Genomic DNA, 22030 nt, shown 5'->3' with positions numbered 1-22030 from the left:
GCCGGCCGCGCACGCGGCCTCAGTCGTTCCTCAGCCCGTTGGGCTGGCATTCCCAGAAGATCTTGGCCTGGCATCCCTCGCAAATGCCGCGGTCCAGCTTGGCGTAGATCGTATGCAGCGCCGTCGCCTTGTCGGGAAAGATATGGTCCTCGCCCAGCCGCTGCAGGAAACCCGTGCGACGCCACATGTCCAGCACTTCCGGCCGCGGGCGGTGGAAGTACAGATCGCCGCCCATGGCCCGCCTGGCGGCCAGTTCGTCTTCCCAGACCTGCGCGCCCGCCATGTCGATGAAATTCATGCTCTTGGCCATCACCAGCAGATGGCGCGGCGCGCCGGGCGCCGCGCGCAGCTCATGCAGGCGCTGCGCCACGTGCGTGGCGGCGCCGAAATAGACCGAGCCTTCCATGCGCAGCAGCTTCAGTTGCGGGCACTCCGGCAAGGCATCCCGCGCGTGCTCCAACACCACGAAGCGCCGCTCCAAGCCGCGCGAGTCGAAGCCCATGGTGCGCATCGCCGGCCGCGAGGTGCGGTGCAGGTAGACCATCAGCGACAACACCGTGCCCAGCAGGATCGCCACTTCCATGCGTATGGTGATGGTGGCGGCCAGCGTGGCGGCGGCGATGATCGCTTCGCCGCGCTGGGTGCGGATCAGTTGCCGCCAGCGCGGAATGTCGAACAGGGTCCAGGCCACCAGCAGCAGCAGCCCGGAAATCGCCGCGTGAGGAATCATGGCCAAAAGCGGCGCGGACAGGGCCACCAGCGCCACCAGCAGCAAGGCCGAGAACACGGACGCCAGCGGCGTCTTGGCGCCAGCCTCGTAGTTGGGAATGGACCTGTTGAGCGACCCGCAAGACAGGTAGCAGGAGAAAAAGCCGCCCACGATATTGGACAGCCCCTGCCCCACGAATTCGCGGTTGGCGTCGATGCGCTGGCCCGAACGCGTGGCCACGGCCTTGGCGATGGAGATGGATTGCGCCAGCGCCACGATGGTCAGCGCGAAGGCCACGCTCAGCAGTTCGGGCAAGGCGCGCCAATCGACGCTGGGAATATGGAAAGGCGGCCAAGGTTGGGCCAGCGCACCCAGCACTGACACCGGCGCGCCTTCGGTCAGCGCGTTGAAGCCCGCGGCCGCCAGCGCGCCCGCCGCCAGGCCCGCCAACATGTAGGGCTTGCGCTTGTCCAGACGCCGCACCAGCAGCGCCACGGCCAGGGTGGTCAGGGTCACCAGCAAGGCGCCCCAGTGCACCTGCGCCAGATTCGCGGCCAGGCTGGCCAGCAAGGCGCCCGCGCCGTGCGCGTCCGGCGACGGCATGCCCAGCGCGTCCTTCAGCGCATGCACGGCGATCAGCAGCGCCGCGCCGCTGGTGAAACCGAACAGCGCCGACGGCGAGATGAAGTGCGCCAGCGAGCCCAGCCTGAGCGTGCCCACCAGCCATTGCATCAGCCCGACCAGCACGGTCACGGCCAGCGCCAGCTGGATGTAGCCCTGGCTGCCGGCCACCGCCAGCGGCGTCAACACCGCATAGAGCGCCAACGAGTTGGCATTGGTCGGGCCCGACATGACATGGCGGCTGGACCCGAAGAGCGCCGCGACGATACAGGGAACGATGGCGGAATACAGGCCGTACTCGGGCGGCAGGCCCGCCAGCATGGCGAACGCCACGCCCTGCGGCAACACCAGCAAGGCGCCCAGCAAGCCCGCCGTCGCATCCGCGCGCAAGGTCCGCGCATTGACCTCGTCCACCCACGAGCCGAACAACCGGCGCGCGACGCTCATCCCCCCCTGCATCATTCTTTCTTGTCCCTCGGCATCTGCTTTCTGATTGGTTCCGCCTGCGGCGCACAGGGCGGGCGGCGGGTCGTCTAGCGTAATCGCTAGCGCCCCTCGCGCGCAACGCGTCCCGCTTACTTGAGGTAACGGCGCTCCAGCTCCCGCATATGGGCATCGCCCTGCAGCGCGATGATTTCCTTGACCGCCGGCAGCGCCGCATCCACCTGATGGATGCCGCCATCGCTGCGGATGCGGGCGAACACGTCCCGCATCGCCCCCACCGCGGCGCGGATGGCGTGATTGCCATAGATGACCAGGCCGACCTTGCCCAGCGCCTGGATATCGGCTTCGCGCAGTTGCGGATAGGCGGTGGGCACCAGCACCAGCGGCGCGCGGCCTTGCCATGCCGCGACGAACGACAGGATCTCGTCGGGCGTGTTCTGCTTGGAATGGATCAGGATGGCGTCCGCGCCCGCAGCTTCATACGCGCGCGCCCGGACCAAGGCTTCCTGCTCGCCGGCGCCCGCGATCAGCGCCTCGGTCCGGGCGATCACGCAGAAATCCGCATCGCGGCGGGCGCTGCAGGCGGCTTCGATCTTGCCCTGGAACTCCTCGATCCGCACCAGCTCCTGCCTGCCGGACGCGCGCAGACTCGTGTCCTTGGGAAAGGTCTTGTCTTCCATCACCACCGCCGACACACCCGCAGCTTCGTACTGCGGCACCATGTAGGAGACATTGATGGCATTGCCGAATCCGGTGTCGATGTCGGCAATCACGGGCACGTCCACCGCGGCGGCGATCGCCCGCATCATGTCCAGGTGCTGCGAGGGCGAGAGTATGTTGGCATCGGGCACGGCGTAGCTGGCCGACAGCTCGAAGCCGCTGCCCCAGATGGCGTCGAACCCGGCATCGGCCGCCAGCCTGGCGGACAGCGGGTTGTGCGCCGACATGGCGTGCATCAAGACGGGATCCTGCAATTTCTGGCGGAAACGGGCGTTTCTGGTCATGGCGGACACGTAGGCAAAAACCCGGCGCGCCGCGCGCCGGCTGCGGCCATCGTAGCGCCAATCCCCGCCTTGCCCGAAACGTCAGCCGGCCTCGCCGCCGCGTCGCGCCTTCATGGCCTGCCCGATCCCGGCCAGCGTATCGTCCGGGATCAGCCGCGCCGCCATCGGCAGCAGTTCGCTTTCCTCACGCTGGATATGCGCGGCGTAGGCATCGGAGAAATCCTGCACCTGGCTGGCGGGCAGCTCGGCCTGGCGGCCCGCCGCGATCTCGGCGAGCGCCTGGCGCAAGGGCTCCCAGCGCCGCGCCAACTGCCGGTGCTCGGCCATCAGGCCGTCCACCAGCGCATGCAGACAGACGGCGTCAGAGCCGGCCATGGATTCGATCAAGGCCGGAAACAGGTCCTCTTCCTCGTCCTCGTGATGGTGTGCGGCCGCGGTATCGAAGTAGCGCATGACGCTGGCCGCCGCGGTTTGAGCCGCGGCGTCGCTGCCATGCACCGGCAGGTGCGCGGCAAGACGCCCCAAGGTCGCGCACTGGCGGGAAATGCGGCCATGGCAGGCCGACAGCAAAGCCAAGGGATCATCCGCGCCCGGCGCCGGGGCCGGGCCTCCAGGAAAGCTCACCGCCATCGCACACCTCCGTTATCCGGCGTGGCCACGCCACCACAAGCGGATGGAATCCCACGCGCGTCCCGCGAATCCGGCCTCGGCCACCGGTTCCAGTGCCACCACCGGAAACTGCATGGCGGGCTTGCCGTCCACCAGCACACGCACCTCGCCCACTGCGGACTGGGCCGCGATCGGCGCAATCAGCGGATCCTGCGGTGTCCAGACCGGTTCGACCTTGGCGCCCGCAGGCACCGTCACGTAGGCATCGCGCGCGAATCCGGCCTTCAGGCTGTCCTGCTCGCCCTTCCATACCTCGGGCGTGGCGACCGCCTGGCCGCGCGCGTACAGCTTGATGGTATTGAACCCCTGAAAGCCCCACTCCAGCAACTCGCGGCTTTCCTGCGTGCGCAGCTTGTCCGACGCCGTGCCCACCACCACCGTGATCAGGCGGCGCTGGTCAGCGCCATTAGGACGCTGCGCGGTGGCGACGATGCAATAGCCGGCCGATTCGGTATGCCCGGTCTTCAGCCCGTCCACGCTGGGATCCAGCCACAGCAGGCGGTTGCGGTTCGGCTGCGTGATCTTGTTGTAGGTGAACTGCTTGGCCGAATCGTAGGTCCTGTAGAGCTGCGGATAATCGCGAATGAAACGCGTGGCCAGCATGGACAGGTCGCTGGCGGTGGAGTAGGTCCCCGGATCGGGCAAGCCGTGCGGGCTGGCGAAATGCGTGGCGTGCAGGCCGAGCCTGGCGGCGGTGTCGTTCATCCGCGCCACGAAGGCCTCGACGCTGCCCGACACGGCTTCGGCCAGCGCGATGGCCGCGTCGTTGCCCGACTGGATCATCAGGCCGCGCAGCAGATCGTCCACCGACACCTTCGAGCCCGGCTCCAGGAACATCTTCGAGCTGCCCGCCGGCACCTTCCAGGCGCGGGTCGACACCGTGACCATTTGCGCCGCGGACAGCTCTTTCTTGCTGAGCGCCTCGAACACGACATAGGCCGTCATGATCTTGGTCAGGGACGCGGGCTCGATCCGGGTCGTCGCCGCATGCGACGCGATCACCTGTCCGCTGGTCTCGTCCAGCAAGAGCCAGGCCTTGGCCGACAGGGCCGGCGCGGGCACCGTCTGCGCCACGGCGCCCGACATGCACGCGGCCGCGACGATCAGGCTCGCCGCCAACTTCTTCATCAACATATGACTGCTTCGCTTCCATGCTTGGTTTTTCCCGCGCGGGTCTCGCGCAGGGCACGCAATTGGAACATGCCCGGCGCAGTTGGTTCAGTGCCGCAGGCATCTGAAAAGATGCGCGATGAATGTCACGACATCTTGCTGGAGCCCTTCTACAAAGCACTTTCTGTGTCGAAAACAACAAACAAGGGCCAAAAACCCGCTAGAAAACCGCATTAATCGCCACTCTTCCGCTATCATCGGCCGCGTAGCGTCAAACGCCGATACCCGGCGCGCGCTGCTCCATGACCTCAACATACGGATTTTGACCATGGCCACGAAAGCAAAAGCTCCTGCCAAGAAAGTCACCAAGCCCGCCGCCAAGGCGCCCGCAAAGAAGGCAACTGCTGCCAAACCCGCTGTGAAGCCCGCTGCAAAGCCGGCCGTCAAGAAGGTCGTCGCCGCCAAGAAGGTCGCTGCTGCCCCCAAGGCCATCAAGGCCGCCCTGAACAAGACCCAGCTGATCGCCTACATCGTTGAGCAATCGGGCGTTGAAGCCAAGTCGGTCAAGGCCGTCCTGGCCAGCCTGGAAACCTCGGTGCTGGGCTCCGTGGACAAGAAGGGCGCTGGCGAATTCACGCTGCCCGGCCTGTTCAAGGTTGCCGTGCAGAAGGTTCCGGCCAAGGCCAAGCGCTTCGGCAAGGATCCGTTCACCGGTGAAGAGCGCTGGTTCCCCGCCAAGCCGGCTTCGGTCAAGGTGAAGGTTCGCCCGCTCAAGAAGCTGAAGGACGCCGCGCAGTAATTCGCGCGTAGTTCCGGTCAAGCCGGAAGGGCCCGCCTCGCAAGAGGCGGGCCCTTCTTTTTTGCCGCGGCCGGCCTGCACGACGCATAGGTCGGCTTTTTCCAATTTATCTTCATGTTAAGATACTTCACGTAAAAATAAATCCCATGCACCCATGAATGACCTCGTCGATCTGGTGATCTCCCAATGGACCGCCGAATGTCCCGCCCAGGACTTCGCCGCCATGTCCGTCGTCACCCGTGTGTTCCGTCTGAACGCGCTGGCCGCGCGCAACGTGAACCGCAGCTTCCGCAACTACGACCTGCACCAGGGCGAATTCGACGTGCTGGCCACGCTGTACCGCAGCGGCTCGCCCTACGCGCTGAATCCGCAGAAGCTGGTGGAGGCCCTGCTGTTGACCTCCGGCGCCATGACCAACCGGCTCGACCGCCTGGAGCAGGCCGGCCTGCTCACGCGCAGCCCCAATCCGGAAGACCGGCGCGGCGTCATCGTGTCGCTCACGGCCGAAGGCTTGCGCACCATCAAGCTGGTGCTGAAGGACTACCTGAAGGACCTCAATGAACTGCTTGAACCGCTGTCCGCAGCCGAGCGCAAGCAACTGGCCGGCCTCCTCAGGAAGCTGCTGATCAAGCAGGACCAGGAAACGCCTGGCGGCATCGGCGCCTGAGCCGAGCCCTCTTCCGCAGCCATCATCCCCGATCCCGATCCATGACTTCCGCTACCCAGTCCTCCCAGACGCCGGTCCTGACCGCACCCATCCTCCTGCTGATGTCGGTCGCGACCGGCCTCGCCGTCGCCAGCAACTATTACGCGCAGCCGCTGCTGCATACGATCAGCGAGCAATTCTCGCTGTCCAGCGCCACGGCGGGCAGCATCGTCACCACCGCGCAGCTGAGCTATGCGGTGGGCCTGATGCTGCTCGTGCCCCTGGGCGACATGTTCGAACGGCGCAGCCTGATCGTGCTGATGAACCTGCTGTCCTCGGGTGGCCTGCTGATTTCCGCCTTCGCCCCCAATATCGGCGTGCTGATCCTGGGTACGGCGCTGACGGGCATGCTGTCCGTGGTGGCCCAGATCCTGGTGCCTTTCGCCGCGACGCTGGCCGCGCCGCATGAGCGGGGCAAGGCCGTGGGCACGGTCATGAGCGGACTGCTGCTGGGTATCCTGCTGGCCCGCACCGTCGCCGGCGCGCTCGCCGACCTGGGTAGCTGGCGCACCGTGTACTGGGTGGCGGCCATCCTGATGCTGATCATGTCCGCGGCCCTGTGGCGCCTGCTGCCGCGCCACCAGAGTCCGGCCGGGCTGAGCTACCCGCGCCTGCTGGGCTCCATCCTGCGCATGTTCGTCGAGGAACCGCTGTTCCGCGCCCGCTCGCTGCTGGGCGGCCTGCTGTTCGCCGCCTTCAGCATGCTGTGGACGCCGCTGACCTTCCTGCTGGCCAGCCCTCCCTATCAATACAGCAACACCACCATCGGCCTGTTCGGCCTGGCGGGCGCCGCAGGGGCCTACGCCGCCAACCGCTTCGGCCGCCTTGCCGACCGCGGCCTGGGCAACCTCGCCACCCGCGTCGGACTGCTGTTGCTGCTGGGTTCCTGGGGACTGATCGCCTTCGGCCAGGTGTCGGTGCTGGCCCTGCTGGTGGGCATCCTGGTGCAGGATCTCGCGATCCAGGGCGTGCACGTCACCAACAGCAGCGCCCTCTACCGCCTGCGCCCCGAAGCGCGCAGCCGGCTGACGGCCGGCTACATGACCAGCTACTTCATCGGCGGCGCATCCGGTTCGCTGGTATCGTCCTGGCTGTACGCCCATTTTGGCTGGCCCGGCGTGGTCACGGCGGGCGCCGTCCTCGGGGTGATTACGCTGGCTTATGGCGCCCTGGCGCCCAGCGCGCGCATCCCCGAAACGGCTCCGTCCCCTGCCCGCGCCTAGCACCTCCTATAATCAGGGGTTTTGGCCGCCTCCGCGCCCGCGCGGCGAGGCGGCTCACCCTTTTTTTGCCATCGTGCACGAGCCCATGCAGGAACGTTACCTCCCCAATACCGTCGAAGCAGCCGCCCACCAAGACTGGCAGGCGCGCGACGTCTACCTGGTCCACGAACACGCCAAGAACGCCGACGGCTCCGAAAAGCCGAAGTTCTACGCCTGCTCCATGCTGCCCTACCCCAGCGGCAAGCTGCACATGGGCCACGTGCGCAACTACACCATCAACGACATGATGGCCCGTCAGCTGCGCATGCGCGGCTACAACGTTCTGATGCCCATGGGCTGGGACGCCTTCGGCATGCCGGCGGAAAACGCCGCCATCAAGTCCAAGGTGCCGCCGGCGAAGTGGACGTACGACAACATCGCCTACATGAAGAAGCAGATGAAGGCGATGGGCCTGGCGATCGACTGGTCGCGCGAAATGTGCGCCTGCGATCCCCAGTACTACAAGTGGAACCAGTGGCTGTTCCTCAAGATGCTGGAAAAGGGCGTCGCCTACCGCAAGACCCAGGTCGTCAACTGGGACCCGGTGGACCAGACCGTGCTGGCCAATGAACAGGTCATCGACGGCCGCGGCTGGCGCTCGGGCGCGCTGGTCGAAAAGCGCGAGATCCCCGGCTACTACCTGCGCATCACCGATTACGCCGACGAACTGCTGGGCGCCGTCCAGAACGACCTGCCCGGCTGGCCCGAGCGCGTGCGCCTGATGCAGGAAAACTGGATCGGCAAGTCCGAGGGCCTGCGCTTCGCTTTCCCGCACAAGATCGCCGGCCAGGACGGCCAGCTGATCCAGGACGGCAAGCTGTACGTCTTCACCACCCGCGCCGACACCATCATGGGCGTGACCTTCTGCGCCGTGGCGCCGGAACACCCCCTGGCCACGCAGGCCGCGCTCTCCAATCCGCAACTGGCCGCGTTCATCGAACAATGCAAGCTGGGCGGCACGACCGAGGCCGAAATGGCCACGCGCGAAAAGGAAGGCATGCCCACGGGCCTGTACGTCACGCACCCGGTCACGGGCGCCGAAGTTCAGGTCTGGGTCGGCAACTACGTGCTCATGACCTACGGCGACGGCGCCGTGATGGGCGTGCCGGCGCATGACGAGCGCGATTTCGCCTTCGCCAAGAAATATGACCTGCCCATCGTGCAGGTCGTGGACGTGGCCGGCAAGGAATACTCCACCAATGCCTGGCAGGAGTGGTACGGCGACAAGCAAGCCGGACGCACCATCAATTCGGGCAAGTACGACGGCCTCTCCCACAAGGAAGCGGTCGACGCCATCGCCGTCGACCTGGGCGCGCAAGGCCTGGGCGAAAAGCAGACCACCTGGCGCCTGCGCGACTGGGGCATCTCGCGCCAGCGCTATTGGGGCACCCCCATCCCCATCATCCACTGCGCGGATTGCGGCCCGGTCCCGGTTCCGGAAAAAGACCTGCCGGTGGTCCTGCCCGACGACCTCATCCCGGACGGCAGCGGCAATCCGCTGGCCAAGAACGAGGCGTTCCTGTCCTGCTCCTGCCCCAAGTGCGGCAAGCCGGCGCGCCGTGAAACGGACACGATGGACACCTTCGTGGACTCGTCCTGGTACTTCATGCGCTACACCTCGCCGGGCAACGATAACGCCATGGTCGACGCGCGCAACGACTACTGGATGCCGATGGACCAGTACATCGGCGGCATCGAACACGCGGTGCTCCACCTGCTGTACGCCCGCTTCTGGACCAAGGTCATGCGCGACATGGGCTTGCTCAACTTCGACGAGCCCTTCACCAAGCTGCTGTGCCAGGGCATGGTGCTGAACCATATCTACTCGCGCAAGACGCCGCAGGGCGGCATCGAATACTTCTGGCCAGAAGACGTCGAAAACGTCTACGACGACCGCGGCGCCATCGTCGGCGCCAAGCTGAAGTCGGACGGCTCCGCCATCAACTACGGCGGCGTGGGCACGATGTCCAAGTCCAAGAACAACGGCGTCGACCCGCAATCGCTGATCGACACGCTGGGCGCGGACACGGCCCGCCTGTTCGTCATGTTCGCCAGCCCGCCGGAACAGACCCTCGAATGGTCGGACTCTGGCGTCGAAGGCTCCAACCGCTTCCTGCGCCGCCTCTGGTCCATCAGCTACGGCCAGCGCGAGGCCATCGCGCGCGGCCTGGCCCATGGCGCAGACTGGGCGCAGGCACCGGCCCCGGTCAAGGATCTGCGCCGCGAGGTCTACGGCCTGCTCAAGCAAGCCGACTACGACTACCAGCGCATCCAGTACAACACCGTCGTGTCGGCGTGCATGAAGATGCTCAACGCCATCGACGACGCCAAGCTGCCCGAAGGCGCAGCCGCGGACGCCGCCTACGCCGAAACGCTGGGCGTGCTGCTGCGCGTGCTGTATCCCGTGGTGCCGCACATCACCTGGCACCTGTGGCGCGACCTGGGCTACGCCCACGAGCTGGGCGACCTGCTCGACGCGCCTTGGCCGCACGTGGACGAGGCGGCGCTGGTCGCCGACGAGATCGAGCTGATGCTCCAGGTCAACGGCAAGCTGCGCGGCTCCATCCGCGTGGCCGCCAAGGCCGCCAAGGAAGACATCGAAAAGCTCGCGGCATCCCAGGAAGAGGTCGCCCGCTTCCTGGAAGGCCGTCCGCCCAAGCGCGTCATCGTGGTTCCGGGCAAACTGGTCAACGTCGTAGGCTGATGAGGTCAAGCATGTACTTCGCCGGGCAACAAACGCACTCCCCCCGCCAGTCCTGGCTGCTGCGCGGCGCCTGCCTGGCGCTGTTCATGCTGCTCTCCGCTTGCGGCTTCGCCTTGCGTGGCGTCACGCCGATGCCGTTCGATACGCTGTATGTCGGCATTTCCGACACCACGCAGTTCGGCGCCGACGTGCGCCGCGCGCTGCGCGCGGCCTCGCCGAACACCAAGCTCGTGTCGACCCCCAAGGAGGCGCAAGCCATCCTGCAGCAGGTCGCCGACACTCGCACCCTGCGAGAGGTGTCGCTGAACGCCCAGGGCCGTGTCGAGGAATACGAACTCGGCATCAACTACACGTTCCGCCTCATCGATGCCAAGGGCCGCGCCCTGATCCCGGACACCACGCTGTCGATCTACCGCGAAATGCCCTATGACGACCAGGTGGTGCAAGCCAAGCAAGGCCAGATCGAAACGTTGTACCGGGCCATGCAGCGCGACCTGGTGTCCCGCCTGCTGCGCCGCATGACCGCGCCGGAAGTGCGCCATGCATTCGAGAATGCCGAAGAGCGCGCGGAAGACGGCGAGACCCCGCTGTACGACCCGACCACGCCGGAACAAAAGCGCACGCCCGCGCCGTGGCAGACGCCGTCCACCACCGATCCGGCCATCCTGCGTTAAATGGCACAGCCCCTGGACGCGGATCGCCTGGCCGAGCACCTGCAGCGGCCAGGCAACCGCCTGGCGCCGCTCTACACGGTGTCCGGCGACGAACCCCTGCTCGTGACCGAGGCCGTGGACGCGCTGCGCGCCGCGGCCCGTAACGCGGGCTACACCGACCGCCTGTCCATGGTCATGGACGCGCGCAGCGACTGGAGCTCGGTCACCGCCGCCACACAAAGCGTGTCGCTGTTCGGCGACCGCCGCATCCTTGAAATCAAGATCCCGACGGGCAAGCCTGGCAAGTCCGGCGCCGACACCCTGGCCAAGCTGGCCGAACAGGCCGAGAAGCAGGCGGATCCGGACACGCTCGTGCTGATCGCCCTGCCGCGCCTGGACAAGGCCACCCGCGAAAGCCGCTGGGTGCAGGCCCTAAGCCGCGGCGGCATGATGGTCGACATCGCCAACATCGAACGCGGCCGCCTGCCCGCCTGGGTCGGCATGCGGCTGGCGCGCCAGAACCAGCGCGCCGACGGCGCCACCCTGCAATGGATGGCCGACAAGGTGGAAGGCAATCTGCTGGCCGCCCACCAGGAAATCCAGAAGCTGGGCCTGCTCTACCCCGAAGGCCAGCTGGCCGCGGAGGACGTGGAGCGCGCGGTGCTGAACGTGGCGCGCTATGACGTCTTCGGCCTGCGCGACGCCATGCTCGCCGGCGACACCGGCCGCACCATCCGCATGATCGACGGCCTGCGCGCCGAAGGCGAAGCGCTGCCGCTGGTGCTATGGGCGGTCGGCGAGGAAATCCGCCTGCTGGCCCGCATCGCCGAAGCGCGCGCCCTTGGCCAGGACGTCAACGGCCTGATGCGCCGCCTGCGCATTTTCGGCGCGCACGAGCGGCTGGCGTTGCAGGCGCTGAACCGGGTGCAGCCGAACGTGTGGCCGGCCGCCGTGCAGCATGCCCATGAGGTCGATCGCCTGATCAAGGGCCTGTCGGTGCCAGGACGCCTGTCCGATCCCTGGGAAGAAATGACGCGGCTCGCGCTGCGTGTCGCCGCCGCCGGCGGACGACCGTGAAGGCGGCATAGCCGCCGCCTTCGCCTCCCGCGCCAGCCCATGCGCTGGCATTCGCCCGGCCTCGCGGCCGGATATACACTGAATCTCCAGGTGGCGTCCGCGCCGCCCCATCCTCATGATCGACGCTGCCATGTCCACGTCCTCCATCGAACAAGCCATGCTCACCCTGGGCGAAAACGCCCGCCGCGCCTCGCGCGCCATGATGCGCGCCACCGGCGCCGCCAAGAACCAGGCGCTGCTCGCCATGGCCGACGCCCTGGCCGCCAGCCACGACGAACTCAAGGCCGCCAACGAAAAAGACCTGGCCGCAGCGCGCAGCAACGGCCTGGAGCCGGCGCTGCTAGACCGCCTGACCCTGTCGGACAAGACACTGGCGCACATGGCCGAGGGCCTGCGCCAGATCGCCGCCCTGCCTGATCCCATCGGCAGCATCACCGCCACCAGCGTACGCCCCAACGGCATGCGCGTGGCGCAGATGCGCGTGCCGCTGGGCGTGATCGGCATCATCTACGAATCCCGCCCCAACGTGACCATCGACGCGGCCGCGCTGTGCCTGAAGTCCGGCAACGCCGCCATCCTGCGCGGCGGTAGCGAAGCCCTGCATTCCAACATCGCGCTGGGCCGCATCGTGCAGACCGGCCTGGCCGCCGCAGGGCTGCCGCAGGACGCGGTGCAGGTCGTCGCCACGGCCGACCGCGCCGCCGTCGGCAAGCTCATCACCATGACCGAGCACATCGACGTCATCGTGCCGCGCGGCGGCAAGGGGCTGATCGCCCGCCTGTCGCAAGAGGCGCGCGTGCCGCTCATCAAGCACCTGGACGGCAACTGCCACGTCTATATCGACGCGGCGGCCGATCCGGACAAGGCGCACGCCATCGCCTTCAATGCCAAGACCTACCGCTACGGCATCTGCGGCGCCATGGAAACGCTGCTGGTCGACGCGGTCGCCGCCGTTTCCATCCTGCCCAGCCTGGCCGCGGCCCTCACCGAGCACGGCGTCGAATTGCGCGGCTGCCCCCGCACGCTGGCCTTGCTGCCCCACACCAAACCGGCCACGGAAGAAGACTGGGCCACGGAGTACCTGGGTCCCATCCTGGCGGTGCGCATCGTCGACACGCTGGACGACGCCATCGAGCACATCGCGCGCTGGGGCTCGGGCCATACCGACGCCATCGTCACCGAGGACCTGTCCGCCGCACAGCGCTTCCAGCGCGAGGTCGACTCCAGCTCGGTGTACGTCAACCTGCCGACCTGCTTTGCGGACGGTTTCGAATACGGCCTGGGCGCCGAGATCGGCATCTCGACGAACCGCCTGCACGCGCGCGGCCCGGTCGGCCTGGAAGGCCTGACCACGCTGAAGTGGGTGCTCAGCGGCGAAGGCCAGGTGCGCGGCTGATCCCGAGCCTCCGACTGCACGCAGACTGACGCGGCCCTGAACACGGGGCCGCGGCAAGCCTTCTACAATACGGCCAGCAGTTTTCCGCAGGCATTCTTTTCATCCGAACGCGGCGCGCCGCGTCTTCCTGAGATCCCCATGTACTCACCCGCGATGGCCATGGCCTTCAGCCTCTTCCTGCTGTGCTTCATCACATGCACGCTCAGCGGCGTCGTGCTGTTCTTCAAGAGCAAGCAGATCAACGCCAAATTGAAGCACCCGTACCTGCAGCACCGTCAATTCAATCAGTATCCGCTTGCGATCCAGGCATCCATCATGCTGGATTACTTTTTCCGCCTGATGTTTCCCGGCACGCGCTTCTGGCTGATCGGCAACGCCAACGACCTGCTCTCCCACGTCGATCCGAAGAAGACGCCGCTATCGCTGAAATGGCCGATCGTCGGCTTCTGGGGTTCGTGCTGGCTCGGCCTGATCGCCATGATCGTGCTCTGGATCATGCTGTTCCTGGGAGCTTGAACCCATGCAGATCAGAATCGAAGACTATCCCGGCAGCCTCGAAGCGGCCCGCTATCTGGTCGCCGCGCGCGAGTCCGGCATCGCCGGCCCGCGCCTGCCCGCCGACTGCCGTCCCCAATCGCTGAACCAGGCCTTCGCCGTGCAGCAACGCACCGCGCAGCTGCTGCTCGAGAAGCATCAGGACGACATCGGCGCCTGGAAGAGCGCCTTGCCCACGCCCGAGAAAAGCGTGGTCGCGCCGATCTATGCCTCGACCATCGCGTACGCCGAAGCCGGCCCTGTTGCGGCCCGGACCCAGACCGTGCGCATCGAACCCGAGATCGCGTTCGAAATTGCCCGGGATCTGCCCGCGCGCCCCGAGCCCTACACCGAGTCCGAAGTGGACGCGGCCATCGGCGGCGCGCGCCTGGCCTTGGAAGTACTGGGCTGCCGTTATGCGGCTCCGGAACATGCCAGCCTGCCGGAACTCCTGGCCGACCATATGTTCAACCAGGGGCTGGTACTGGGTCCGCGCATCGCATCCCCGCACGATGCCCCCGGCGCCTTGAGCATCACGCTGTCCGTGGACGGGGTTGAAACCGAGCAGCACGCGGGCATCCACCCGAACGATCGTCCCAAGGCCGGGCTCTACTGGCTGGCCAATTTCCTGCGCGAACAAGGTCTGGGACTACGCGCCGGCCAGCACGTCATCACCGGCTCCTATGCCGGCTTCCTGGACGTGCCCGCCAACCGCGATCTCGAACTCGCCTACGGCGACCTCGGCGTCCTGCGCCTGCACTTCAGCAAGCCCTAGCCCGGCCGCACACAGAACTTCCGTCCCCTGCCCGCCTGGTCCGCCCTTGCGGACTAGCGGGCCGCGGGCTGCGCGATCTCGATGGGCGCTGCGCCCGCCTCGATGATTTCCCCCACATCCAGACACAGGTCCTCGCGGTAGCGTCCCGCCAGCACCTGCACGCCCACCGGGCTCGCGCCTGCCTCGCTCATCGCGCTGCCCATCGCCACCGACAGGCCTGGCAAACCCATGAACGGCACGCCGATCTGCGTCATCTGCGCGCGCCAGACGCGCGCGTAGGCGGCATCGCCTTGCAGATCGAGCTTGTCAGGGAACGGCAGCTCGGCCGACACGGGCAGCAACAGCACGGGATACTCGGCGAAGAACAACTCCCACAGGCGCGTCAGCGTAGCCCGCCGCGTCAGCGTGGCGGAAAAACTCGCAAGGTCGGCCCCCGCCGCCTTGTCGCGCTGGCCAGCCAGCGCCACCAGAGCTCCGCGGTCGCCTTCTTTTTCCGCGGCTGCCACCATGGCGTCGTAGCCATCGGCCAGCCACATGCGGATCTGCAGGTCCGCCGCCTCCTGCATCGGCGGCACGGCATCCAGCGTATCCACCGTCCAGCCTGCCTCGCTGAGCCGGCGGGCGGCTTCCTGCAAGGCCTTGACCACGGCGGGCTGGGTGTCCATGCCGTCCGGATTCAGGCACAGCGCGGCCCGGCGCGGCGTCTCGGCCCCGACCAGGGGAGCGGGCACCCACCAAGGATCGCGCACATCCCGCGCCGCCAGCGCGGCCAGGCCCAGTCTTAGATCTGCGATGCTGCGCCCCAGCGGGCCGGACACCGCGGTCAACTGTCCCCCGATCGAGCGTTCCGGCAGCGCCGCGTTGTACGCCGCCACGCGCCCCAGCGACGGCCGCAGGCCATGCACGCCGCAGGCATAGGCTGGATAGCGGATGGAGCCGGCGATATCCGTGCCATGCGCCAGATGGCCGATGCCAGCCGCCACCGCGGCAGCCGCGCCGCCCGACGAGCCGCCGGGCGTCAGCGCCGGATTGCGCGGGTTCAAGGTATCGCCATGCAGCGCATTGCCGGTGAACCAGCGCAAGGAAAACGCGGGCGTGTTGGTGCGGCCCAGGATCACGGCGCCCGCGCGCAACAGATTGTCCACGACCGGGCTGTTCTCCGCCGCGATCACATCCTTCTGCAGGTTCACGCCATTGGTCGTGGCGTAACCCGCCTGGTCCACGTTGATTTTCACGGTAACGGGCACGCCGGCCAAGGGCCCCGGGTCTTCGCCGCGCGCAAGCATCGCATCCACTTGCGCCGCTTGGGCCAGCACATCGTCCGGGCGGTGGTCCACCACGGCATTGATCGCGGGATTGACGGCATCCAGCCGGTCCAGCGCGCTTTGCGCGGCCTCGCGGGCGGACACCTCGCGCTTGCGGATGCGGGCGGCAAGCTCAACTGCGGACAAACGCCAAAGATCGGACACGCGCGACTCCTGAATCATGGTTGCATGGAAGATCAGGCAAACCTTAGCGCCTGCCGCGCCTGCCCACAAGCCGCCGCCGGCCCGGAACGCTACTCGTCCTCCTCGAAGACCTCGACTATCGCGTCGGCCACGGCGCGCACGCGCGCCGTGCGGTTCAGGTCGCCGTGCATCACCAACCACAAATCGTAGGGTTCGCTGCGCGTCGGCCAGATACGTACCAGCTCGGGATACCCCGGCGCCATGTGCGTGGGCACCTCGCCGATGCCCAGCCCGGCCGCGACCGCCTCGAGGATCATCAGGCCGGAGTTCAGCTCCACGCCGATGCGGCCGTTGCCCGTGGGCTCGCCGCAAAACGTGTCGGACCAGCCCGGCAGCACCGCTTGCTGGTACGTCACCAGCGTGTGCCCCGCGAACGCAGTGCCCGGCCGCGGCTCGCCATGCGCAGCCAGGTAGGCGCGCGAAGCGTACAGCCCGACCTCCTTGCGCGTCAGGTGCCGGTGTATCAAATCGGGGTTGTCCGGCTTGATGTTCCGTATCGCCAGGTCAGCCTCGCGGCGCGTCAGGTTGCTGATCTGGATGGCCGTGGACAGCACCACGCGGATGTCGGGGTGCTGGGCATGCACGCGCCGCACCGCTTCCATGATGTAGTAGCTGGCCACGGTTTCCGAGGTCGCCACGCGCACCACGCCGGACAGGCGATGATCCAGCCCCTGCATCTGGCGCTGCAATTGGTCCGCCGCCTGCTCCATGCGCTCCGCGGCCGCGAACGCCAGTTCGCCGGCCGCCGTGGGCACGTATCCACCCGGCGTGCGCAGGAACAGCCGCGCGTCCAGCGAGGACTCCAGCGCCGCCAGCCTGCGCCCGGCGGTTGCCTGGTCGATCTGCAGCAGCGCGGCGGCGCCCCGCAGGGTTCCCACCCGGTAGATGGCCAGGAAGATCCTGGCGTTGTCCCAGTCCATCGCGTTCGCCCTAAGGATGCATTTTTGCATCACTATAAAGCAATTATTCGGCTTTTTTGCATCAAAGCAGAGGTCTAAGCTTCAGTCCTCGACAGCCTCGCCACACCATCAGCCATGAGTTCCGCCTGCCCCAACCTCACCGCGCCCTCGCTGGCCGCCAAACCCGCCGCGGCCGGCCTGCTGCCGCTAGTCACGCTGGCCATCGGCTTCGTCATGGCGATGCTGGACGTCACCGTCGTCAACGTCGCCCTGCCCAGCATCGCAGTGCAGTTCACCGTTCCCCTGACGGATCTGGTCTGGATCGTGGACGGCTACACCCTCACTTTCGCGGCGCTGCTGTTGGTGGCAGGAGCGCTGGCCGACCGCTATGGCGCCAAGACGATCTACCTGGCCGGTTTGGGCGTCTTTACCCTGGCGTCCCTGCTCTGCGGCCTGGCGCCCAACGCGGACATGCTGATCCTGGCCCGCATGCTGCAGGGGCTGGGCGCGGCCCTGTTCATGCCGAGTTCCCTCAGCCTGCTGACCCATGCCTACGACGACGATCAGGTGCGCAACCGCATGCTGGCCGCCTGGTCCGCGATCGTGGCGGTGGCAGGCGCTGCCGGCCCGCTCCTGGGCGGCGTGCTGATCCACCAATTTGGCTGGCGCGGGATCTTCCTCATCAATATCCCGCTGGGATTGGCCGGATTGTGGCTGGCGCGACGCCGCATCCAGGCGGTTGCGCGCCGCCCGCGCGCCCTCAATCCGCTGAGCCACCTGCTGGGCGTGATCGCCTTGTCCTCGCTGTGCTTCGTGCTGATCCAGGGCAACGCCTACGGCTGGTCCTCCAACCTCATACTGGGCACGGTGGTCCTCTGCGCGGCCGCCGCCCTGCTGCTGGTGCGGCGCGAGTGCCGCCATGCCGACCCCATCATCCCGCGCGCCCTGTTCGCCACCGCGCACTTCGCGGCAGCCAACGGCGTCGGCTTTCTGATCAATCTGGCAGCCTACGGCCAGCTCTTCCTGCTCAGCCTGTTCCTGCAGCATGCACGCGGCGCGGACGCATTGGAGACCGGCCTGCAGCTGGTGCCCATGCTGGCCGTGTTCTCCTTGGGCAATCTATTGTCCAGCCGGGTATCGGCGCGCTGGAACGTGCCAGCGGCGCTGCTGGGCGGGGTATCGTTGGCCGCTGCCATGAGCGCCGCGGGAATCGTCATGTTCTCGCCGGACATGGCCTACTGGCCGTTCGCCGTCATCGTCGCAGTGGCCAATCTGGGCGTGGGCGTCGCCGTTCCCGCCATGACCAGCGTGGTCATGCAGGTCTCGGGCAAGAGCCACGCCAACAGCGCCGCCGCCGCCCTGAATGCCAACCGCCAATCCGGCGCGCTGGTAGGCGTCGCGTTGATGGGCACCATCCTGCATTTGCTGCCGCAATGGAGCGCCAGCCTGCCCGCGGCCTACATCGTCATCACCTCAGGCTATCTGCTCGCTGCCGTGCTTGCATGGCGCTACCTGCAACGCGCGCGCAATGCCTGAACGCGGGCAAGGCTGCGGCCTTCACAGGCCATGAAGGCCGCAGCGCTCAAACGTTCGCGGCGGGGAGTATCGCCACGCCACGCCCCGCGAAAAATTCGTCGAAGACGGCCAGCGGCAATTCGACATCGGCCTGCGTGCCGGGCTCCCCCGAAGGATTGTGGAAGGTCACCGAGTCCGGCGTTGCGCGAGTCACCAGCACCAGGTGCCCGCCCTTCCTGGGCGGTTGCCGCTCGGGCCAGCGTATCCAGGGATGCACCGACGCCATGAAATAGGCGGCTTGGGACATCAATCCAGGCAGTTCGTCCGCGCGCAGATCGACATGCACGCGCGCCGCCAGGCCGAATGCCTCGTCCACGTAGCGCACGAACGGCGCGTAGATCATGCCCTTGATCTGTTCGCCTTCCACCGTATAGGCGCCGTAAGCCAAGCTGCCCCGCGCCAGCTCCAACGTCGGATACTGCCGCCCGTCGCGGGCCGCCAGCACCATCTTCAGGCAGGCCATGCCGCAGACGTGGCTGGCCCAGCGCGCGTACTCATCCACGTCGCGCGCGCCCGAGCCGCGCCAGGCCGGGTCATCGGCCAGGGCCAGCGTGCCCTGGATGATTTCGCTGGCCCGATGCGCCGACTCCCACTGGCAAAAATACGGCACGGCGGATCGGGAGGCTGGCGTCGCGTTCATGCAGGACTCCTGGATTCTGGAGGTCAAAGGGAGCCGCTATCTTGCCCGCGCGGCATGCGCGTGGCAACGGGCCGGCGTTTGCTTCACAATGCTCCTATCCGTGCTCACAGGAGACCCGCATGTCCAGCCCTGCCACGTCCAACCCGCCCGCCATCCGCCGCGTCGCCGTCGTCGGCGCCGGCACCATAGGCGCCAGTTGGGCTGCGTTGTTCCTCGCCCGCGGCCTTGAGGTCGTCGTCAGCGATCCCGCCGCCGACGCCGAAACGCTGACGCGCGCCCGCGTACAGGCAGCATGGCCCGTGCTGGCGGAACTTGGACACGTGCTGCCCGGCGCCTCCGCTGATGCGCTGCGCTTCGAGCCTGACCTGGAGGCCGCGCTGGCCGGCGCGGACTTCGTGCAGGAAAACGCGCCCGAGCGCGAAGACTTCAAGACTGCCCTCTTTGCGCGCATGGACGCCGTGCTGCCGCCGCAGGTCATCGTCGCGTCCAGCTCCTCCGGCCTCATCATGAGCCGCCTGCAATCGCAGTGCCGCCATGCCTCGCGCTTTGTCATCGGGCATCCGTTCAATCCGCCGCACCTGATTCCGCTGGTCGAAGTGGTCGGCGGCGAACAAACCTCGGCCGACACCATCGATCGTTGCATCGCCTTCTACCGCAGCCTGGGCAAGTACCCCATCCGCTTGAACAAGGAAGTCCCCGGCCACATCGCCAACCGGCTGCAGGCTGCGCTATGGCGCGAAGCCATACACCTGGCGGCCGAAAACGTCGCCAGCGTGGCCGATATCGACGCCGCCGTGTCGCAAGGCCCGGGCCTGCGCTGGGCGCTGTTCGGCCCGCACATGACCTTCAACCTGGGCGGCGGCGCGGGCGGGCTGGCCAATTTCATGGACCACTTGCTGGGCCCAGTCCAGACCTGGTGGGACGATCTCGGCGCGCCGGAAGTCACCCCCGAACTGCAACAGCGCCTGATCGCGGGCGTCAACGCCGAAGCAGGCGAGCGCAGCATCGCCGACCTGGTCCAGGAGCGCGATGCGCAACTCACCGCACTGCTGAAAGCACTGCAGCGCTGAAACGGCGGCTGCCCGCAGCGGGCTGGAATGCGCCATATCCCTCAATACCGGCCGGCCACTGCGCCTGCCCTCTGCCATAGCAGGATTGCTCCATATGATTTCCGTAACACATGACAGCGCCCTTTCCCGCTACACCGCCACCGTCGATGGCGTCCTGTGCGTGCTCGACTACCAGTTGCAAGGCAGCACCATGGCAATCACGCACACCGGCGTGCCCAGCCAGGTGGGCGGACGCGGCATCGCCGCTGCGCTGACCAAATATGCGCTGGACGACGCCCGCGCCCGGGGTTGGAAAGTGCGGCCCTTGTGCTCCTACGCCGACGCCTACATTCGCCGCCACCCTGAGTACAGCGATCTGCTGGCCTGAACCCTGTCGGCATTTCGCACCGTGACCAAGCAATCCAAGCTCCCTTCCACAGCCTGTCCCTGCGGCGGTCCCAAGCCCTATTCCGAATGCTGCGGGCGCTGGCACGAAGGCCCGCAAGCCATGCAAGCGCCCACCGCCGAGGCGCTGATGCGCTCGCGCTACAGCGCCTTCGTGCTGGACAACCTGCCCTATCTGTTGGCGACCTGGCACCCCAGCACCCGTCCCAGCGCGCTCGAGCCCAATCCGCCCGGCCTGAAATGGCTGGGTCTGGCGATCAAGCAGACACGCAGCCAAGACCCCGAGCACGCCACGGTGGAATTCGTCGCCCGCAGCCGCCAGGCCGGCCGCGCCCACCGCCTGCACGAACTCAGCCGCTTCGTGCGCGAAGACGGCCAGTGGTTCTATGTGGATGGCGACCTGTACTGATCCTGGTCCGGCAGTTCCGCACCAGGCCTAACAAACCCAGACATCAGAAAAGGCAGACATGAACCAGGATCCTCGCCACGCCGAAGCGCTATTTCACGCAGAACCTGTCGCGGCACTGCGCGCCGACCTTGCGCTCGCATTACGGGCGGCAGCCGCGCATGGTCTGGGCGAAGGCGTCTGCAATCACTTCAGCGTGGCCCTGCCCGGCGACTCGGAGCATTTCCTCCTCAATCCCCGCGGATTGATGTGGCATGAGGTACAAGCGGACGACATCGTGCTGATCGATGCCCAAGGCAACAAGCTCGCCGGCCGGCATGCAGTCGAGCCCACGGCCATGTTCATCCATGCCGCCATCCACCGCATCGCCGGCAAGGCCTGTGTGCTGCACACGCACATGCCCTACGCCACGGCCTTGACCCTTACCTCGGATCGCGCGCTCGACACCACGCTGTCGCAAAACGCCATGCGCTTTCACGGCCGCCTGGCAATCGACCAACACTACAACGGCCTGGCGCTGGACGTCAGCGAAGGCGAACGCATCGCCCATGCGATGCAGGGCGCAGACGTGGTCTTCCTCGGCAACCATGGCGTCGTAGTCTGCGGGGAAAGACTGGACTATGCCTATGACGATCTGTTCTTCCTCGAGCGCGCCTGTACCGCCCAGGTGCTTGCGCAATCAACGGGACGCCCGCTGCTGCCGGTCAACCCTGACCTGGCGGCCAAGGTGGCCGCACAGGTCCAAGGCGAACGCCTGCAATCCGAACTGTTCTTCGCCGCTTTGCGGCGCCAATTGCCTTAGCCGCTCTTGAGCTGCTTTACCGCTTTGGCTCAAAAGCTTTTACCTGAGCGCCGCAAAAACAAAACCCCTCGCAGGATATTCCTGCGAGGGGTTTTTCATTGGGACTGCGGCTGGTGGTATCGCACGAGAGATCCCGAGCGCAATACATTCGGTCGCCACAAAGACAAAACCCCACAGGGGTTACCTGTGGGGTTCTGCGGAATAAAAGCTTGACGATGACCTACTTTCACAGACGTCCGTCCACTATCATCGGCGCAAAGTCGTTTCACTGTCCTGTTCGGGA

General features: G+C 66.9%; 21 protein-coding genes. 14 read left to right on the top strand and 7 right to left on the bottom strand.

The genetic code is table 11. From position 1 onward, the window contains the following. Positions 1-19: 19 nt before the first annotated feature. From IB259_RS28505 to IB259_RS28490, 4 genes are all read right to left on the bottom strand, one after another. On the bottom strand, positions 20-1777 hold the full coding sequence (locus tag IB259_RS28505; RefSeq protein ID WP_192330767.1) for a SulP family inorganic anion transporter: 1758 nt from the start codon (positions 1775-1777) through the stop codon (positions 20-22). A gap of 128 nt (positions 1778-1905) precedes the next feature. Continuing rightward, entirely contained in the window at positions 1906-2778 is an 873-nt protein-coding gene (locus tag IB259_RS28500; protein ID WP_175214253.1) for a phosphonopyruvate hydrolase, read from the bottom strand. 81 nt (positions 2779-2859) lie between these two features. After that, positions 2860-3408 carry a hemerythrin domain-containing protein gene (locus IB259_RS28495; RefSeq protein ID WP_119451009.1) on the bottom strand — a complete coding sequence of 183 codons (549 nt, stop codon included), beginning with the start codon at positions 3406-3408 and terminating at the stop codon, positions 2860-2862. A gap of 12 nt (positions 3409-3420) precedes the next feature. Continuing rightward, a complete protein-coding gene (locus IB259_RS28490; protein ID WP_082400716.1) occupies positions 3421-4581 on the bottom strand; it encodes a D-alanyl-D-alanine carboxypeptidase family protein in 1161 nt (386 codons plus the stop codon). 304 nt (positions 4582-4885) lie between these two features. Here IB259_RS28490 and IB259_RS28485 point away from each other — a divergent pair, with 304 nt between their 5' ends. The 9 genes from IB259_RS28485 to IB259_RS28445 all read left to right on the top strand — a co-directional run bounded on the left by IB259_RS28485 (position 4886) and on the right by IB259_RS28445 (position 14463). Next, positions 4886-5356 carry an HU family DNA-binding protein gene (locus tag IB259_RS28485; RefSeq protein ID WP_054451206.1) on the top strand — a complete coding sequence of 157 codons (471 nt, stop codon included), beginning with the start codon at positions 4886-4888 and terminating at the stop codon, positions 5354-5356. 154 nt (positions 5357-5510) lie between these two features. Beyond that, a complete protein-coding gene (locus IB259_RS28480; protein ID WP_054451205.1) occupies positions 5511-6023 on the top strand; it encodes a MarR family winged helix-turn-helix transcriptional regulator in 513 nt (170 codons plus the stop codon). Positions 6024-6064: 41 nt separating this feature from the next. After that, positions 6065-7285, top strand: coding sequence for an MFS transporter (locus IB259_RS28475; RefSeq protein WP_192330765.1), 1221 nt, complete (start codon positions 6065-6067; stop codon positions 7283-7285). Between the two features lie 85 nt (positions 7286-7370). Then, positions 7371-10028 carry a leucine--tRNA ligase gene (leuS, locus tag IB259_RS28470; protein WP_192330764.1) on the top strand — a complete coding sequence of 886 codons (2658 nt, stop codon included), beginning with the start codon at positions 7371-7373 and terminating at the stop codon, positions 10026-10028. 11 nt (positions 10029-10039) lie between these two features. Continuing rightward, positions 10040-10702, top strand: a complete 663-nt coding sequence (gene lptE, locus IB259_RS28465) for an LPS assembly lipoprotein LptE (protein ID WP_192330762.1) — start codon at positions 10040-10042, stop codon at positions 10700-10702. Next, complete coding sequence (holA, locus tag IB259_RS28460) at positions 10703-11758, top strand: DNA polymerase III subunit delta (RefSeq protein ID WP_054451201.1); 1056 nt, start codon at positions 10703-10705, stop codon at positions 11756-11758. Between the two features lie 115 nt (positions 11759-11873). Continuing rightward, a complete protein-coding gene (locus IB259_RS28455) occupies positions 11874-13154 on the top strand; it encodes a glutamate-5-semialdehyde dehydrogenase (RefSeq protein WP_192330760.1) in 1281 nt (426 codons plus the stop codon). A gap of 138 nt (positions 13155-13292) precedes the next feature. Next, entirely contained in the window at positions 13293-13670 is a 378-nt protein-coding gene (locus tag IB259_RS28450; RefSeq protein WP_175161796.1) for a hypothetical protein, read from the top strand. Positions 13671-13674: 4 nt separating this feature from the next. Then, on the top strand, positions 13675-14463 hold the full coding sequence (locus tag IB259_RS28445; RefSeq protein ID WP_175182086.1) for a 2-keto-4-pentenoate hydratase: 789 nt from the start codon (positions 13675-13677) through the stop codon (positions 14461-14463). A gap of 53 nt (positions 14464-14516) precedes the next feature. Here the strand turns inward: IB259_RS28445 and IB259_RS28440 are convergent, their stop codons facing one another. Both IB259_RS28440 and IB259_RS28435 read right to left on the bottom strand, forming a co-directional pair. After that, positions 14517-15932, bottom strand: coding sequence for an amidase family protein (locus IB259_RS28440; RefSeq protein ID WP_175161785.1), 1416 nt, complete (start codon positions 15930-15932; stop codon positions 14517-14519). Between the two features lie 89 nt (positions 15933-16021). After that, on the bottom strand, positions 16022-16891 hold the full coding sequence (locus tag IB259_RS28435) for a LysR family transcriptional regulator (RefSeq protein ID WP_175161783.1): 870 nt from the start codon (positions 16889-16891) through the stop codon (positions 16022-16024). Between the two features lie 114 nt (positions 16892-17005). On the opposite strand from IB259_RS28435, the gene IB259_RS28430 reads away from it, so the two are divergent. Continuing rightward, complete coding sequence (locus IB259_RS28430; protein WP_192330758.1) at positions 17006-18406, top strand: MFS transporter; 1401 nt, start codon at positions 17006-17008, stop codon at positions 18404-18406. A 46-nt stretch (positions 18407-18452) separates the two neighbouring features. On the opposite strand, the gene IB259_RS28425 is transcribed toward IB259_RS28430, so the two are convergent. Then, positions 18453-19085, bottom strand: coding sequence for a hypothetical protein (locus tag IB259_RS28425; protein ID WP_054451195.1), 633 nt, complete (start codon positions 19083-19085; stop codon positions 18453-18455). 119 nt (positions 19086-19204) lie between these two features. Here IB259_RS28425 and IB259_RS28420 point away from each other — a divergent pair, with 119 nt between their 5' ends. From IB259_RS28420 to IB259_RS28405, 4 genes are all read left to right on the top strand, one after another. Beyond that, the gene (locus IB259_RS28420; RefSeq protein ID WP_175161779.1) at positions 19205-20155 is read left to right on the top strand and encodes a 3-hydroxyacyl-CoA dehydrogenase NAD-binding domain-containing protein; all 951 of its coding nucleotides are present in this window, start codon (positions 19205-19207) and stop codon (positions 20153-20155) included. Positions 20156-20249: 94 nt separating this feature from the next. Beyond that, on the top strand, positions 20250-20522 hold the full coding sequence (locus tag IB259_RS28415; RefSeq protein ID WP_054451193.1) for a GNAT family N-acetyltransferase: 273 nt from the start codon (positions 20250-20252) through the stop codon (positions 20520-20522). 21 nt (positions 20523-20543) lie between these two features. After that, positions 20544-20948, top strand: coding sequence for a YchJ family metal-binding protein (locus IB259_RS28410; RefSeq protein ID WP_192330756.1), 405 nt, complete (start codon positions 20544-20546; stop codon positions 20946-20948). 58 nt (positions 20949-21006) lie between these two features. Then, complete coding sequence (locus IB259_RS28405; RefSeq protein ID WP_054451191.1) at positions 21007-21747, top strand: aldolase; 741 nt, start codon at positions 21007-21009, stop codon at positions 21745-21747. The last annotated feature ends 283 nt before the right edge of the window (positions 21748-22030 follow it).

This window comes from Achromobacter sp. ACM04 (assembly GCF_014851465.1).
Lineage (GTDB): Bacteria > Pseudomonadota > Gammaproteobacteria > Burkholderiales > Burkholderiaceae_B > Achromobacter > Achromobacter aegrifaciens.
This window is presented reverse-complemented; position numbering and strand designations above follow the sequence as displayed.

Coding starts and splice junctions, on each gene's coding strand:
- IB259_RS28505 (WP_192330767.1), bottom strand. CDS start 1,777: ATGAGCGTCGCGCGCCGGTTGTTCGGCTCGTGGGTGGACGAGGTCAAT.
- IB259_RS28500 (WP_175214253.1), bottom strand. CDS start 2,778: ATGACCAGAAACGCCCGTTTCCGCCAGAAATTGCAGGATCCCGTCTTG.
- IB259_RS28495 (WP_119451009.1), bottom strand. CDS start 3,408: ATGGCGGTGAGCTTTCCTGGAGGCCCGGCCCCGGCGCCGGGCGCGGAT.
- IB259_RS28490 (WP_082400716.1), bottom strand. CDS start 4,581: ATGTTGATGAAGAAGTTGGCGGCGAGCCTGATCGTCGCGGCCGCGTGC.
- IB259_RS28485 (WP_054451206.1), top strand. CDS start 4,886: ATGGCCACGAAAGCAAAAGCTCCTGCCAAGAAAGTCACCAAGCCCGCC.
- IB259_RS28480 (WP_054451205.1), top strand. CDS start 5,511: ATGAATGACCTCGTCGATCTGGTGATCTCCCAATGGACCGCCGAATGT.
- IB259_RS28475 (WP_192330765.1), top strand. CDS start 6,065: ATGACTTCCGCTACCCAGTCCTCCCAGACGCCGGTCCTGACCGCACCC.
- leuS (WP_192330764.1), top strand. CDS start 7,371: ATGCAGGAACGTTACCTCCCCAATACCGTCGAAGCAGCCGCCCACCAA.
- lptE (WP_192330762.1), top strand. CDS start 10,040: ATGTACTTCGCCGGGCAACAAACGCACTCCCCCCGCCAGTCCTGGCTG.
- holA (WP_054451201.1), top strand. CDS start 10,703: ATGGCACAGCCCCTGGACGCGGATCGCCTGGCCGAGCACCTGCAGCGG.
- IB259_RS28455 (WP_192330760.1), top strand. CDS start 11,874: ATGATCGACGCTGCCATGTCCACGTCCTCCATCGAACAAGCCATGCTC.
- IB259_RS28450 (WP_175161796.1), top strand. CDS start 13,293: ATGTACTCACCCGCGATGGCCATGGCCTTCAGCCTCTTCCTGCTGTGC.
- IB259_RS28445 (WP_175182086.1), top strand. CDS start 13,675: ATGCAGATCAGAATCGAAGACTATCCCGGCAGCCTCGAAGCGGCCCGC.
- IB259_RS28435 (WP_175161783.1), bottom strand. CDS start 16,891: ATGGACTGGGACAACGCCAGGATCTTCCTGGCCATCTACCGGGTGGGA.
- IB259_RS28430 (WP_192330758.1), top strand. CDS start 17,006: ATGAGTTCCGCCTGCCCCAACCTCACCGCGCCCTCGCTGGCCGCCAAA.
- IB259_RS28425 (WP_054451195.1), bottom strand. CDS start 19,085: ATGAACGCGACGCCAGCCTCCCGATCCGCCGTGCCGTATTTTTGCCAG.
- IB259_RS28420 (WP_175161779.1), top strand. CDS start 19,205: ATGTCCAGCCCTGCCACGTCCAACCCGCCCGCCATCCGCCGCGTCGCC.
- IB259_RS28415 (WP_054451193.1), top strand. CDS start 20,250: ATGATTTCCGTAACACATGACAGCGCCCTTTCCCGCTACACCGCCACC.
- IB259_RS28405 (WP_054451191.1), top strand. CDS start 21,007: ATGAACCAGGATCCTCGCCACGCCGAAGCGCTATTTCACGCAGAACCT.